Below are 14,372 nucleotides of genomic sequence, written 5' to 3' on the forward strand. Positions count from 1 at the left end.
GGATCGTCTGCACAAGGAGTGAAGTCACGATATTGAAAGTTTTTTTAAGTGCCCAATAACCTTAATCGTCAAGGATAAGAATTATGCGAATTGGTGTCCCTAAAGAAATAGAAGAGGGGGAAAAGCGTGTCGCTTTGACCCCGCAAGTGGCTATTCAGCTACAGGAACTTGGATTTACCGTTGCCATCGAGTCTAAGGCCGGAGAGGCTGCCAATTTCAGCGATGAGCTATATGGTCAGGCCGGCGTAGAGGTTATAGAGGATCCCCGGGAACTCTGGACATCATCAGATATCATTCTGAAAGTACCTCCGCCCAGGCAGCATCCTGAGTTGGGCTTCTGCGGTATCGAGTGGCTTGGTAAAGGTCAGACACTGATCAGCTTTCTCTATCCGGCTCAAAATCAGGAGATGCTCAAAGAGTTGTCTGATCGTGGTGTGACGGCTTTGGCGATGGATTGTGTACCACGAATATCCAGGGCCCAGAAGATGGATGCGCTAAGTTCGATGTCCAATATTGCCGGTTATCGGGCAGTGGTGGAAGCCGCCCAGCATTTCGGCCGTTTCTTTACCGGGCAGATCACCGCGGCCGGAAAAATTCCACCGGCAAAGGTGCTGGTTATTGGTGCCGGAGTAGCCGGTCTTGCCGCCATCGGTGCGGCTAAGAGCATGGGGGCCATTGTCAGGGCTTTTGATACCCGCCCCGAAGTTAAGGAACAGGTTGAGAGCATAGATGCCGAATTCCTGATGCTGGAATTCGAAGATGAAGATGGCACCGGGGAGGGCGGTTACGCCAAAACAATGAGCCCGGAGTTTATCAAGGCGGAAATGGATCTGTTCGCCGCCCAGGCGGCGGAAGTGGATATCATCATCACCACGGCCCTGATACCGGGTAAACCAGCTCCGGAACTGATCACCGAGCGCATGGTTGCCAATATGAAACCCGGCAGTGTGATCGTTGATCTGGCGGCGGAAGCCGGCGGTAACTGCAAATTGACCGAAGCTGACAAGGTAGTGGTCAAACATGACGTTACCCTGATCGGCTATACCAATCTGCCTGGCCGGCTGGCCGCGCAGTCCAGTCAGCTCTATGCCACTAACCTGCGGCACTTGCTTACCGATCTGTGCCCGGAGAAAAGCGGTGAGATCGTAGTGAACATGGAGGACGAGGTAATTCGTGGCGCTACTGTGGTCAATAACGGCGAAATCACCTGGCCACCACCCGCGCCAAAATTATCTTTGGCGCCGAAGCAGGGTGTTAGCCCTCAAATCAGGACCGCCATGCCGAAAACGGAGGAGGTAAAACCAGGCAAGCCATTAACCTTCCTGATCCCTCTGATATTGTGTGGTCTTGCTTTGTATGGACTTGGCTCTGTGGCGCCACCGGCCTTTATTGGCCATCTCAGCGTATTCGTATTGTCCTGCTTCGTCGGCTATATGGTTGTCTGGGGGGTGACACACTCTCTGCACACGCCGCTGATGAGTGTCACCAATGCCATCAGTAGCATTATTGTGATTGGAGCTTTGATACAAATTTCCAGCTCAAATCCGATCGTAGTGGGGTTGGCGGCTTTGGCCGTCTTTATCACCAGTATCAACATCGTTGGTGGCTTTGCCGTTACCCAGCGAATGCTGCGAATGTTCAGGAAATAGGGGCGAATATCATGAATTCAGGTGTCATCGCAGTTTCATATATCAGTGCCAGCGCACTGTTCATTCTGGCCCTGAACGGGTTGAGCCATCAGGAAAAAGCCGGTCGGGGGAACTTATACGGCATGCTGGGCATGGGTCTGGCTCTGCTGGCCACTATTCTAGGCCTTGTTACTAATAACCAGGGGTATCTGGTCGGAGGTATGGTCTCAGGTGGGGCAATCGGTTGGCTGCTGGCCAAGCGGGTGGAGATGACTCATATGCCGGAACTGGTGGCCATTCTCCATAGCATGGTTGGTCTGGCTGCGGTGTTTGTCGGTTATGCTAATACTCTGGAGCACAACACGGTTCTCTCCGGGGTGGAGAAAACCATCCATGACGTTGAGACCTATGTGGGTATCCTGATTGGCGCGCTGACCTTCTCCGGTTCCGTGGCGGCCTACCTTAAGCTAAGTGCCAGGATCAGCAGCAAACCCTTACTACTACCAGGCCGGCACCTGTTCAACCTGGGCCTGTTGATTGCGGCAATCTGGTTTGGCGCAGTCTTCGTCGGGCAGTCCGCTGCCGGTGGTGGTTTAGGGGCTCTGATAGTCATGACCCTCATTGCACTGGTTTTCGGTGTTCATATGGTTGTGGCGATTGGCGGCGCGGATATGCCGGTGGTGGTTTCCATGCTCAACAGCTATTCCGGCTGGGCGGCTGCGGCCATGGGATTTATGCTGGGCAACGACCTGCTGATCGTCGTGGGCGCTCTGGTCGGTAGCAGCGGCGCAATTCTCAGTTATATCATGTGTAAAGCCATGAACCGTAAATTCATTAATGTGATTATGGGCGGTTTCGGTACCGGCTCCAAAGCGGGTGCTGCCGGCCCGGCTGGCGAAGCGGGTGATGTAAGCTCGGTAGAAGCTGAAGAGGCGGCCAACCTTCTGGAGAGCGCCAAAGAGGTGATGATTCTGCCTGGTTACGGCATGGCTGTTGCCCATGCTCAGCACATCGTTTACGAGATTACCAATAAGTTGCGTGACAAAGGGATAAATGTGCGGTTTGGTATCCATCCTGTGGCCGGCAGGATGCCGGGTCATATGAACGTGCTACTGGCTGAGGCGCAAGTGCCATACGATATTGTCTACGGCATGGATGAGATCAACGACGACTTCCCCAACGTGGATGTCTCATTGGTGATCGGTGCCAACGATATCGTCAACCCGGCCGCTCAGGAGGTGCCGGACAGCCCTATCGCAGGCATGCCAGTGCTGGAACCCTGGCGCGGTAAGACCACTATCGTTCTTAAGCGCGGTATGAGTACCGGTTACGCCGGGGTGGACAACCCGTTGTTCTATAAAGAGAACACCCGCATGTTGTTCGGCGATGCCAAAGATAGCGTTGATGCGATGTTGGCGTTCCTGAGTAAGTAACACAGCGTAGGGTTTTAACGCCTGACAGAGGGCTCGTTCAGCTAATCCAAAAAACAAGTATTGCGGTGAATAGAGTTTTCAACACAACCTATGGATAGAGGAAATGATATCAACGAGGGCGCGTAGTTAAATTTTTTTAAAACAGTGGATTAGGATTACCTTCGTATTCCGGTGGCCGTTCTTTGAAATGTGGAGAGGGCCCCTCCACCCGTGTATGCAACCCCGCAACGTGTCGCAAATCGCCGTTTAGGCCAGCCTTCTGTTTATCATAGGTTGGTCCCGGTATTAATCTAAGAGCCAGGGGCTTTCTGCTGCAACAGGCTGATAACCTCGTCATCATCAACATCAGACCAGTGCTGATACGCGTCTGCGACGGCATAGCTCATTCCGCTTCGTACATTTGGGCAAAATAGGCTATCAACCTGCGGCAACAATGGTTCGATTGATTGCTGATAGCCTGTTGGGACAGCGACGATCAGATATTTAGCACCGTGATTACGTAATGCGGCAATCGCGACGCGCATGGTTGCGCCGGAGGCGATGCCGTCATCGACCAGGATGACGGTGCGTTCGGCGAGATCGGGAAAGGGGCTGGAGCCACGAAGCTGCCTGTTGCGCTTGGCAACCTTATGCAGGGTGGCTTTGCGGCTGGCATTTGCCTCAGCATCCGTTAAGCCATGATACCGTCGGTACTCTTTATTGATCCATTGCGTACCATCAAAGGCGATGGCACCAAATCCTGCCTCAGTGGTCCAGGGAAACAACATCTTGCTGGCGATAGCGACATCCAGGGGCAGGTGTAATCGATGGGCTATTTCCGCTGCGACCGGGACACCGCCGGCAGGTATTCCAAAAACAATGGCATTGCTGTCACAGTAAGAGGTCAGCATCCTGGCCAGAATGGCGCCGGCATGCCTGCGATCCTCAAAGACACCCAGACGCCCGACCAATTCTGTTAGTACCTCCATCTTTCCAGTTTGTTTGATCATGGCAGACAATCCTCATTCGGATGAGAGATTACTCTCTTTATCGTGCCTGTAATGCATACACCTTCAGGTTAGCGCATCAGTAATATTTGTACTGTCTGCTTAACCACGACAATCAGGGTGAAAAGAACACGCTAAGCCGTCTTTTGAGGTTATACCTAAAGCCGATCTGCACGACCTTCCGCAATCGGCCTCAAGCAAATATGGCAAGGCCATCTTTCATACACACTTAATTGATTCTTGACGTATTAGGACGATCATCCTATTCTTTGTTTTGATTAGGACGGGTGTCCTATATTTTCAGGTGAGGTTGCGGCGCAGGTTACTCCTAAGTTTTTATATCTAAGATCTCATATATTGCAGTGAGCAAGCTTAAGCAGGAAGTACTTTCATGAGCGGTAAGGCTACACGCGATCACATTGTTGAGGCGGCCGATCAGTTGTTCTATCGGCAAGGATTCGAGCATACCTCGTTTGCGAACATTGCGGATGCCGTCAAAATCTCGCGTGGCAATTTCTATTACCACTTCAAGTCTAAGGATGAAATTCTGGATGCTGTGATCCATCTGCGTTTGGCCAATACTCAAATGATGCTAGATAAGTGGGAAATTGATGGGGAACAACCAGCGGAACGCATCCGCAGTTTTATCAATATTCTGATCGCAAATCAGGCCAAAATTAAAAGTTTTGGCTGCCCTGTTGGTACGCTGACTACTGAGCTTGCCAAGTTAAATCATGCTTCGCAACAGGATGCAAACAAGCTGTTTTCACTGTTTCGTGTTTGGTTGCGCCAGCAGTTCAGGTTACTCGGTTGCAAGGCTGACGCTGATGATCTGGCGATGCACCTTCTGGCCCGCAGTCAGGGGGTTGCCACACTCGCAAATGCTTTTCATGATGAAAAATTCATCACACAAGAGGTGAGCCAGTTACATAACTGGCTGGATTCATGCTTGGAAGGCGTCGCCAGTCTAAGTAAACATTCATTACAGATTGATGGGAGAAAAATCTGATGTTTATCGTACTACTTAAATTTTCAGACAACAAAAGCCAGGCTAGTCAATTTATGGAAGGCCATAAAGAATGGATTAAACGCGGCTTTAAGGATGATGTGTTTTTGATGGTTGGTAGTCTTCAGCCTGATTCAGGTGGTGGGATTTTGGCACATAATACTTCACTGTCAGACCTTCAAAACCGGGTCAACGACGATCCGTTTGTTGCGGAAAATGTTGTAAGCGCAGAAATTCTTGAAATTACCCCTTCACAAACCAATGAACACTTAAAGTTTCTACTCAGCTGAGTAAGCGCCTCGAAACTTTCAAACAAGGAGTAGCGCATGAGTGAGCATTTTATTGCCCCGGATGGAAAAGCCCGTTGTCGCTGGTGTGGTGGCGCGCCGGAATTTCTCGATTATCATGATAAGGAGTGGGGCTTCCCGGTGGGTGATGATCAGCGCTTGTTTGAAAAGCTGTGCCTGGAAAGTTTTCAGTCTGGACTGAGCTGGCGGACTATCCTCGCAAAACGCGAGAACTTCCGTGCTGCTTTTCATCATTTCGATTTTGACAGAGTAGCGCTTTTTAACCAGCAAGATGTCGAACGATTACTCAAAAATGAAGGAATCGTTCGTCATCGGGGAAAAATTGAAGCGGTTATAAATAATGCTCAACGCGCACAGGAACTTGTCAAACAAGAAGGTTCGTTATCAGCCTATCTCTGGCGTTATGAACCAGATCCCAATCAACTTGCGAAACCACAGACTGCCTCGACTTCGACGGAATCGATAGCCTTGTCTAAGGATCTGAAAAAACAGGGTTGGAAATTCGTAGGGCCAACCACGGTGTATGCGTTCATGCAAGCTATGGGGCTGATCAATGATCATGTTGAGGACTGCGTGGCCAGAAGTAAAGTCGAGCTTGCACGCAAGAGTTTTAAGCGACCAAAATAGTTTAGAAAAAAGTGTAGAAAAATAGCGTAGCAAAACGGATCATCAGATATAACTTAGCGGACTGAACAGTCCGTTTTGTGCCGATAGCTGAAGATCAAGCGGTCATGGCTCATAAGGTTGGCGCAGAGGCTTAAGCGACGACTTAGTTGCTACGGCTTGCGTAGTGTACTTCGGTTTGTTTATTTCAAAGCATTATCTATGTCTATTCCCGGATATCGAATGGTGTTTTCAAGCATGGTATGAATCAACCGGCTTGTCGTAGATGCTCTGTTGATTGTGATCTGCTGTTTTTCGAAAACGATGGGAGGCTGGGTTAAGGGTTTGACATTCAGAGGCGAGAGGTCCACATTGTGATTTGTAGCGTTTCGTCAAATCGCCTGCCAGGGGGGCGCTGACGTTAAGATTCACTCCCTGAATAAATGGAGGTGATCGTATGTCTGAGCGACTTATCGAGCAAACTCCAGGGCAAGCTTGTTAGCGCCAGGTTTTGACTGGAGTTTGCTCTAAGAACGAGGCTCCTTCGCTTAGCGAGGGGGCCTTTTTAATACCTGAAAGAGGTCTGCTATTTTACTTTTCTTGGGCTGCGACGTGTGCGGCGTTCCCGGCCACCACTGGCGGAACCACCGGCTACGCTCAGGTCGCCGTTGAGTTGTGCTTTTGCACCTGTGCTGATCGCACCTAGTGCCTGCTCGAGTGTATCAAGGTCCGGCTTATCGCCAGCTTGATAGCCGTCCAGGGCTTCACGCATAGCAGCTATATGGGTTGGAGTTGTACCGCAGCATCCGCCGATGATGCGGGCTCCGGCATCGGCCACCATGCGGGCATAGTTAGCCATCAGTTCAGGTGTGCCACTGTAGACGATTTTGCCGTCGATATATTCAGGGATACCGCAGTTGGCTTTCGCAACCAGTACTGGATCAACCTGGTCTTGATCGGCAGCCGTCTTCATATTCATAATGGCAGCAACGACTTCTGCAGCACCAACGCCACAGTTGGTGCCGCAGGCACCTGGAGGGTGTTCGAACTGGCTACCAAGTTGCACCAGTTCGGCGGGGGTGACGCCCATCATGGTGCGGCCATTGGTATCGATGCTCATGGTATAAACCACCGGCAAGCCGGTACTGACTGCTGCGTCGTAAGCAACTTTTGCTTCTTCACTGGCGGAAATGGTTTCTATCCAGAGTACGTCAACACCTCCATCCTTCAGGGCTTCGGCCTGTTCCTTAAATGCAGCAAAGGCTTCATCGTAGGTCAGTGTGCCTGTCGGCGCGAAGATCTCTCCTGTAGGGCCCATCGATCCGGCAACAATAATTTCCCGTTCGCAGGCATCGGCTTGCTGTTTCAGAATTTGCGCAGCAGCATGGTTTAACTCATGCACACGCTGTTCAGCTTTATGCAATTTCAGCCGGAAGCGAGTGCCACCAAAACTATTGGTCAGCAGGATATCCGAACCGGCATCGATAAACTGTTGTGCAAGGTCTGCAATTCGTTCCGGATAATCGATATTCCATAACTCAGGTGCATCACCGGTCTGCAGGCCCATCGAAAACAAGTTGGTGCCTAAGGCGCCGTCAGCAAGAAGAAAATCTCGTTCATTTAACAGGCGGGTAAACAGGTTGGGCATAGGATATCACTCTTGGTCAGACTTAAAGCTCTTGGGTCGAGCTAAGCTCTAGCGGTACAGGAAATTTTAGCGCGAGAGGTTTTTTAAGGAATGTTGCCCAGGCGTCGTGGTGTGTTCTGTATGCGTCAGATGTTGAGTGGGTGGCGGAGTGCTTAATATCTGCCAGATCATCTCCTGAGTAAGAGGGGATCTGGCAGATAGGTAGGTGTTTTGGGCTTTGTCAGAATTGCTCTGGGAAATCCCGGTCTTTATTAATCTGGGCTATCAGAGAGTCTTGTTCTGGTGTGCGGGTATTCTGCCAGCTATCGAAATGGACTAATTCGCTCAGCGGCTGGCGGGGTAACCAGCCTGCGCTTTCCAGTTCCGGTTTATTATAGAAGTGATCAACGTAACCAATACAGAGGTAGGCTATCGGTATTATTTTGCGGGGAATGCCGAGCAGCTCCTGCAGTTTTCGCTGATCCAGAATGCTGACCCAGCCAACTCCCAGGCCTTCGGCCCGGGCTGCCAGCCATAAATTCTGTACGGCACAGACACTGCTGTACTGATCCATTGTCTTGATATGGGTGCGGCCGATAACGGTCGGACCTGCACTATCGCGATCGCAGGTAATACAGATATTGAGCGGTGACTCCATAATCCCTTCGAGTTTCAGCGAACGATAGGTCTCGCGCTTCTCTTCAGGGAACATTTCTGCTGCTTCATTGTGGGCAACATCAAACAGGTCGTGCACCTGCTGCTTTTTATCATTGTCGCGAATAACCATGAAATTCCATGGCTGCATAAAACCCACGGAAGGTGCGTGGTGAGCGGCGTATAGCACCCGGCTCAGTACTTCATCGGGAATCGGTTCCGGTTTGAACTGGCCCCGGACATCACGACGATTAAACACGGTCTTGTAGAGGCCGTGTTTGTCCTGAGAGTCAAACAGCATGTCGGACTGGTGATCTGGATGGGCATTGTTAACTGCATGTTCCATAGGTATTCCCCTTATATGGAAATTTGAAACGTTGGTCCAAACGTTTCGTATCTGCTTTCAGGCCGGTCTTCTGACTTAGGTTTCTGATCTTTTGGATCATCTTATGCGAACGCCTTCCCGGCAGTTGCCAGTGACTGGTTTAACTTGTCTGCATAATCACCATTACAGCGTTGGGCACGTATCGGATTTCCACCGATTTCCCGATTCTCCCTGACCTGTTCAAATAACGATTTTAGTTAAGAGAAAAGAAAGGGCACCTGTAAGCTTTCTGTTTTGTGCGCTAAAGACTAATCAATCGCTGAATAGGCAGCTATGATCATTATCAATATTTTCAAGGCTTTTATTTCATATGAGTGAAGGTCATAAAACCCTGGGTCGCATTCAGATAAGAGGGTGTCGCGGTGATTTTGGTCGTGGCTTTTGCATTTGATATAGCCGTTGCTCAAGCTGAAATTTATTTAAGATAGTATGAATAAGACTTGTTGACAGTAGTTGATTTTGAGGAGTATCGTGGCTCGATTGTCAGGCCGCATAATCACGGTTATGCAAGGCGGCTAAGGATGTCAGAATCTATCCTTAAGTCGTCTGGGAAGTTGGTGCATCATCAGGATAATCCCAACACTGCCCCCGCAACGGTAAACCGGTAAGCTGTTTCGCTTACCTGTGAGTCCGGTACCAGCCTGGTAAATGTAGTTCATTGGTGTTGCGGAGGGCTTCACCGAGCGGCAATTTTATATTGTGCTTATCCTCCCAACTCCGCCTGTTTTTATGTTTCAGACGGAGCTTTATCACGTGTTTAAATCGTTCACCCTGTCACTGGTTGCTGCCGGTGCAATTCTATCTTCAACTGCTCAGGCGCACTTTCAGATGCTGTATACCCCGGATCTCATTCGTGAGCGTGGTGGTCAGATTACCCTGAAAATGCCGTTTACCCATCCTGCAGCCAGTGGTCACGTAATGTCTGTGGATGCTCCGCAGAGTTTTTACAAAATCCGCAAGGGCAAGAAAATTGATCTGATTGATACTGTAAAACCGATCAGCTGGACCAGTTCTGAAAACACCGGTCCCGCATTTGAGGCTGATGTGAAGCTGCGCGGATTGGGTGATCACGTGTTCGTGATGGAGCCTGCACCTTACTACGAAGAATCTGAAGATAAGTACATTCAGCAGATCACTAAGACAATCGTCAATGTGGGTAGCCTGCCGACTGACTGGAATGAAGAGCTGGGCCTGGCGACTGAGATTGTGCCGCTGACTAAACCTTATGCGATTTACGAGGGCGGTACCTTTGTTGGTGTGGTAAAAAGTGATGGTAAGCCTGTGCCATTCGCTGAGATTGAGGTTGAGTATCTCAACTATAAACCGGATCTCAAGAGCAACAGCTTCAGTAAAACGGCTAATATTACTCCGCCGGCTGATGCCTTCATTACTATGACCATTTTTGCTGATGCTAACGGTACTTTTACCTTCGGTATTCCGAAGGCAGGTCAGTGGGGTTTTGCGGCACTGAATGTTGGCCCTGACACTGAGCATAATGGCAAAGATCTGTCGCAGGATGCGGTTATCTGGGTTCAGGCCCATTCGATAAAGTAGGCGGAAATACTATGCATATTGTCGATGGAGCCCTGTCAGTTCCGGTGCTTGCAACAGGCGCTGTACTCAGTCTTGTGGGTGTGGCGATCGGTCTGAAGAAGATGGACTATGATCATCTGCCGCAAGTAGGCGTGTTGTCTGCGGCATTCTTTATCGCCTCCTACATTCATCTTCCTATAGGGTTTTCCAGTGTCCATCTGATACTCAACGGGCTGATCGGTTTAGCATTGGGCTGGGCAGCTTTTCCAGCTCTGCTGGTCGCTTTATTGTTACAAGCGGTTTTCTTTGGTTTTGGTGGTTTCTTAGTGCTTGGGGTTAACGTGGTTAACATCGCGTTACCAGGGTTGCTGGTCTATTACCTCTGCCGCCATGGGATTGCGACTTCGTCACCCCGGGGTGCTGCAATATGGGGTGCCGTTGGTGGTGCCGGTGCGATATTACTGACCACGATAATGGTGGCAGCTTCTCTGGCGCTGTCCGGTGAGGCATTCCTGTTGGCGGCAAAGGCCACGCTGGTGGCTCATATTCCGGTGATGGTGGTTGAAGGTTTTGTAACTGCAGCCGCGGTGTTACTTATTCGCAAAGTAAAACCTGAATTCCTGAATATCTCAGAGGATTGGGAAAATGCGTAAAACTCTTCTAATACTGCTGGCGCTACTGGCCAGTCCGGCCTTTGCTCACAACATCGTGGGCGGCGTATACGCTATCGGTACTTTGATTGAAGGCGAGGTCGGCTTTTCGGATGGAATAATGGGGCAGTCTGGTGTGCCGGTTATTATCACCGATGGCAGCGGAAATAAGCTCGGGGAAGTGAAGGTTGAAGAAGAGGGGCTCTTCAGTTTTGCAGCGACCAGTCGAATTGATCACCATTTTTCCATTGATCTGGGCTCCGGCCATGTTCTTAAAACTATGTTGCCGGCTGATGAACTGCCTGACAGCCTTGTGGGTGGTGATGGCGCTGCAGCTGAGGCAACTGCTTTAGTTTCATCAAGCACTGCTGCTGCCTTAGCCATGAATGGTGCTGATTCCGCAGCTCTGCAGCAGATGATCGAGCGTTCTGTTTCCAAGCAGATTAAGCCTCTGCGCAAAGAGCTGCAGGCCTACAAAGAGAAAGCCTCTTTGCAGGATATTCTGGGTGGTATCGGCTATATCTTCGGTTTGTGTGGTATCGGTATCTGGCTGCGTCAGCGCAAATCAGAAAGGCAGAGCTGAACATGTCTTATATTTTTTTAACAGCGGTATCTCCTGGAAATGCCAGCGCAAGCTGGATAAGCAGGGCTGACTGATGGCGAAGAACTTCGAGCACAGCGGCACGTCCTGGAAAGGCCAGCGACTAAAGCACGATGAGTCTCTGGTTGATCACCTTGATCCGCGAATGCGCGTGATCACTGTCTCAATCTTTGCGTTGGCGGTGGTTTTGTCCCACGACTTCTTTGTGCTGTTACTAGGATTGTTCTCGGCCGTAGCAATGGCGGTTGTGGCGCAACTTAACTTCAAACGTACCCTGCGTCGGGTGATTGCGATGGATCTGTTTATGATCTTTCTTATCCTGATGCTACCGTTTACTACGCCGGGTGAGGCGCTGTTTACCATTGCTGGCTTACCGGCCAGTAAGGAAGGGTTGTTGCATGCCCTGATGATCGCGCTGAAAGCTAACGCGGTAGTTTTTGCGCTACTGGCGCTGATCGGAACCATGAGTGCGACAACATTGGGGCATGCAATGGCCCATCTGCGGATGCCGGATAAACTGGTGCATCTGCTGCTGTTTACCGTGCGCTACCTGGACGTGATCGGGCAGGAATATAAACGGATGCGCAGGGCGATGCAGGCGCGGGCATTTGTGATGCAGGCCAGTAAGCATACCTGGCGTTCTGTCGGATACCTGGTGGGGATGCTGCTGGTACATTCGCTGGAACGCTCCGAACGAATCATGGATGCGATGAAGTGTCGGGGCTATAAGGGACAGTTTTATCTGATGGACGATATGGTACTGCAGCGTCAGGATTTTCTGTTTATGACGCTCTGTGTACCTTTTTTCTTTGTATTAATCGGGCTTAATTTCTTATGACAGTATTAATGGAAACCCGTGGGCTTAGCTATCGTTATCCCCGTCGTGGTCAGGTGCTGAATGAGGTCGATTTTACCTTAAAGGCCGGAGACCGGGTTGCGCTGACCGGATCTAATGGTGCGGGTAAAACAACGCTATTGCATCTATTGGTGGGCCTGAAGAAAGCTAAAGCGGGTGAGATCCATGCCTTCGGTGCATTGCGTCAGGTGGAAAAAGAGTTCGTTGAAGTGCGTGCCCGAGCCGGTTTTCTGTTTCAGGACCCAGACGATCAACTGTTCTGTCCGACAGTGTTGGAAGATGTGGCCTTTGGTCCGTTGAATTTGGGTAAAACCCGGGAGCAGGCGATGCAGGTCGCTCACGAAGCATTGGCATCAGTTGGATTGGCAGGTTTTGAAGAGCGCATCACGCATCAGCTTTCCGGTGGTGAAAAGCGTATGGTGACTCTGGCGTCGGTGCTGGCGATGGAGCCTGAAGTATTGTTGCTGGATGAGCCAAGTAATGCCCTGGATACCAAGGCCCGTTGGCGCTTAATCAACATCCTGCAGGAGCTGCCTCAAGCGATGATCATCATCTCCCATGACGATGATTTTCTTGGCCATCTGGCCAATCGCTGGGTACGCCTGGAAGATGCCCGTTTGTTTGAAGAGCAGCGCATGATCGTACCTGAGCTGCGAGCAGCCGTAGTCTGATGACGCTTCTGATACCCCTGAAGAATCCTGATTTTCGCTGGCTGTTTCTCAGTCAGCTGGTGTCTTTGCTGGGTACAGGGTTGACTACGATCGCTCTGGCGCTGTTTGCCTTTGACCTGAACCCGCTTAAGGCCGGGTTGGTGTTGGGGGCGGCGCTGGCGATTAAAATGGTGGCCTATGTAGCGGTGGCGCCTATAGTAGGTGGATATATCCACCGATTGCCACGACGGTACTGGCTGGCCGGGCTGAATATCAGTCGGGCGCTGTTGGTGGCGCTGTTGCCACTGGTGACAGAAGTATGGCAACTGTTCGGTATTATCTTTCTGCTGAATGTGCTGGCGGCGGGTTACACTCCGGTATACCAGGCGTTGCTGCCGGATATTCTGCCTGATGAAAAGGAATATACACAGGCGCTGTCACTGTCGCGGCTGGCGATGGAGATGGAGAGCCTGTTGAGTCCTGCACTGGCGGCGGCGTTGTTGTTAGTGATGCCCTATGCAGTACTGTTTGAACTGAACAGCATAGCCTTTGTTCTGGCGACTTTGTCGCTATTGCTGGCCAGAGTTCCGGTCAGCAGGGCAAAGGATCGCAGCGCAGGCGTATGGCAACACGTCAGCTTTGGTGTACGTAGCTATCTTAAAACCCCCCGCTTATGCGGTGTTCTGGCGTTGAATCTGGCTTTGTCAGCTGCCGGCGCGATGATTATCGTCAACACAGTGGTGTATGTTCGTTCTGTGCTTGGTTTGGGCGAGGAACAAGTACCGTTGGTGATGATCGCGGCGGGCGTAGGCTCCATGCTGGCTGCAATTCTGGTGCCCAATCTGCTGGATAAATTTGCAGCTCGAACCATAATGCTATGCGGCGGGTTAGGGTTGAGTCTGGCATTGTTCAGCGGCTTGTTGATGCCAGGCTATGCCGGATTGTTTCCGATCTGGCTGGTGATCGGCTTTGCCAGTTCATTAGTACTGATTCCTACCGGGCTGGTGCTGCGTAACTCCTGTCGGGAGCAGGATCGTAACGATTACTTTTCTGCCAACTTTGCCCTTACCCATGGCATGTGGTTTATCGGCTATCTGTTGGCGGGATGGGTCGGAAGTCTGCTAAGCATGCCCTGGGCTTTTGCTTGCATGGGGATGCTGGCTCTGTTGGCTACCTTGCTGGCGTGGCGGTTATGGCCTGCCAATGATGAATCCGAGATGTGGCATGAGCATGTGGCGGAAGACCATCTGCACCCACATGTCCATGATGAACACCATCAGCATCAACATGAAGGTTGGGAAGGACCGGAGCCTCACGTGCATCCGCATTACCATCCCCGTCAGCGTCATCGACATCGTTTTGTTATCGATGAACATCATGCGCACTGGCCAAAGCAATGATACAGAAGCGACCTGCAGCTGTCGTAACGGCTCAGATTGAGTTTCGTTTGAT

At 50.8% G+C, this 14,372-nt stretch carries 14 protein-coding genes and 2 riboswitches; of the genes, 11 read left to right on the top strand and 3 right to left on the bottom strand.

Annotation, left to right across the window (positions count from 1 at the left end; translation table 11 throughout):
* The first annotated feature begins 83 nt into the window (after positions 1–83).
* Together ACQUQM_RS05105 and ACQUQM_RS05110 are read left to right on the top strand one after the other, a co-directional pair.
* Positions 84–1,649, top strand: coding sequence for a Re/Si-specific NAD(P)(+) transhydrogenase subunit alpha (locus ACQUQM_RS05105; protein WP_432473407.1), 1,566 nt, complete (start codon positions 84–86; stop codon positions 1,647–1,649).
* Positions 1,650–1,660: 11 nt separating this feature from the next.
* A complete protein-coding gene (locus tag ACQUQM_RS05110; RefSeq protein ID WP_432473408.1) occupies positions 1,661–3,061 on the top strand; it encodes an NAD(P)(+) transhydrogenase (Re/Si-specific) subunit beta in 1,401 nt (466 codons plus the stop codon).
* Positions 3,062–3,351: 290 nt separating this feature from the next.
* On the opposite strand, the gene ACQUQM_RS05115 is transcribed toward ACQUQM_RS05110, so the two are convergent.
* Entirely contained in the window at positions 3,352–4,050 is a 699-nt protein-coding gene (locus ACQUQM_RS05115) for a phosphoribosyltransferase (RefSeq protein ID WP_432473409.1), read from the bottom strand.
* 388 nt (positions 4,051–4,438) lie between these two features.
* On the opposite strand from ACQUQM_RS05115, the gene ACQUQM_RS05120 reads away from it, so the two are divergent.
* From ACQUQM_RS05120 to ACQUQM_RS05130, 3 genes are read left to right on the top strand one after another with little or no spacing between them, the layout of a single operon-like run.
* Complete coding sequence (locus tag ACQUQM_RS05120) at positions 4,439–5,056, top strand: TetR/AcrR family transcriptional regulator (RefSeq protein WP_432473410.1); 618 nt, start codon at positions 4,439–4,441, stop codon at positions 5,054–5,056.
* The gene (locus tag ACQUQM_RS05125) at positions 5,056–5,343 is read left to right on the top strand and encodes a YciI family protein (RefSeq protein ID WP_432473411.1); all 288 of its coding nucleotides are present in this window, start codon (positions 5,056–5,058) and stop codon (positions 5,341–5,343) included. Before ACQUQM_RS05120 ends, ACQUQM_RS05125 begins: the two co-directional genes overlap by 1 nt.
* Before the next feature lie 36 nt (positions 5,344–5,379).
* Positions 5,380–5,988 (top strand): DNA-3-methyladenine glycosylase I, encoded by a 609-nt coding sequence (locus ACQUQM_RS05130; protein ID WP_432473412.1) that lies wholly within the window; start codon positions 5,380–5,382, stop codon positions 5,986–5,988.
* Between the two features lie 562 nt (positions 5,989–6,550).
* On the opposite strand, the gene bmt is transcribed toward ACQUQM_RS05130, so the two are convergent.
* Together bmt and bluB are read right to left on the bottom strand one after the other, a co-directional pair.
* Complete coding sequence (bmt, locus tag ACQUQM_RS05135) at positions 6,551–7,612, bottom strand: betaine--homocysteine S-methyltransferase (protein ID WP_432473413.1); 1,062 nt, start codon at positions 7,610–7,612, stop codon at positions 6,551–6,553.
* Between the two features lie 220 nt (positions 7,613–7,832).
* The gene (bluB, locus tag ACQUQM_RS05140) at positions 7,833–8,591 is read right to left on the bottom strand and encodes a 5,6-dimethylbenzimidazole synthase (RefSeq protein ID WP_432473414.1); all 759 of its coding nucleotides are present in this window, start codon (positions 8,589–8,591) and stop codon (positions 7,833–7,835) included.
* A 43-nt stretch (positions 8,592–8,634) separates the two neighbouring features.
* Positions 8,635–8,825: riboswitch (cobalamin riboswitch) on the bottom strand.
* Positions 8,826–9,122: 297 nt separating this feature from the next.
* Positions 9,123–9,289: riboswitch (cobalamin riboswitch) on the top strand.
* 94 nt (positions 9,290–9,383) lie between these two features.
* Here bluB and ACQUQM_RS05145 point away from each other — a divergent pair.
* The 6 genes from ACQUQM_RS05145 (at position 9,384) to ACQUQM_RS05170 (ending at position 14,320) form a co-directional block, all read left to right on the top strand.
* Positions 9,384–10,184 (top strand): DUF4198 domain-containing protein, encoded by an 801-nt coding sequence (locus ACQUQM_RS05145; RefSeq protein ID WP_432473415.1) that lies wholly within the window; start codon positions 9,384–9,386, stop codon positions 10,182–10,184.
* Between the two features lie 11 nt (positions 10,185–10,195).
* Positions 10,196–10,816: a cobalt transporter CbiM gene (gene cbiM / locus ACQUQM_RS05150; protein WP_432473416.1), complete on the top strand. Its 621-nt coding sequence runs from the start codon at positions 10,196–10,198 to the stop codon at positions 10,814–10,816.
* The gene (locus ACQUQM_RS05155; protein ID WP_432473417.1) at positions 10,809–11,396 is read left to right on the top strand and encodes a hypothetical protein; all 588 of its coding nucleotides are present in this window, start codon (positions 10,809–10,811) and stop codon (positions 11,394–11,396) included. The genes cbiM and ACQUQM_RS05155 overlap by 8 nt, the downstream gene beginning before the upstream one ends.
* 73 nt (positions 11,397–11,469) lie before the next feature.
* Positions 11,470–12,252 carry a cobalt ECF transporter T component CbiQ gene (gene cbiQ, locus ACQUQM_RS05160; protein ID WP_432473418.1) on the top strand — a complete coding sequence of 261 codons (783 nt, stop codon included), beginning with the start codon at positions 11,470–11,472 and terminating at the stop codon, positions 12,250–12,252.
* Positions 12,249–12,941 carry an energy-coupling factor ABC transporter ATP-binding protein gene (locus tag ACQUQM_RS05165; protein ID WP_432473419.1) on the top strand — a complete coding sequence of 231 codons (693 nt, stop codon included), beginning with the start codon at positions 12,249–12,251 and terminating at the stop codon, positions 12,939–12,941. Before cbiQ ends, ACQUQM_RS05165 begins: the two co-directional genes overlap by 4 nt.
* Complete coding sequence (locus tag ACQUQM_RS05170) at positions 12,941–14,320, top strand: MFS transporter (protein WP_432473420.1); 1,380 nt, start codon at positions 12,941–12,943, stop codon at positions 14,318–14,320. Before ACQUQM_RS05165 ends, ACQUQM_RS05170 begins: the two co-directional genes overlap by 1 nt.
* The last annotated feature ends 52 nt before the right edge of the window (positions 14,321–14,372 follow it).

Source organism: Amphritea sp. HPY, assembly GCF_050870985.1.
GTDB lineage: Bacteria > Pseudomonadota > Gammaproteobacteria > Pseudomonadales > Balneatricaceae > Amphritea.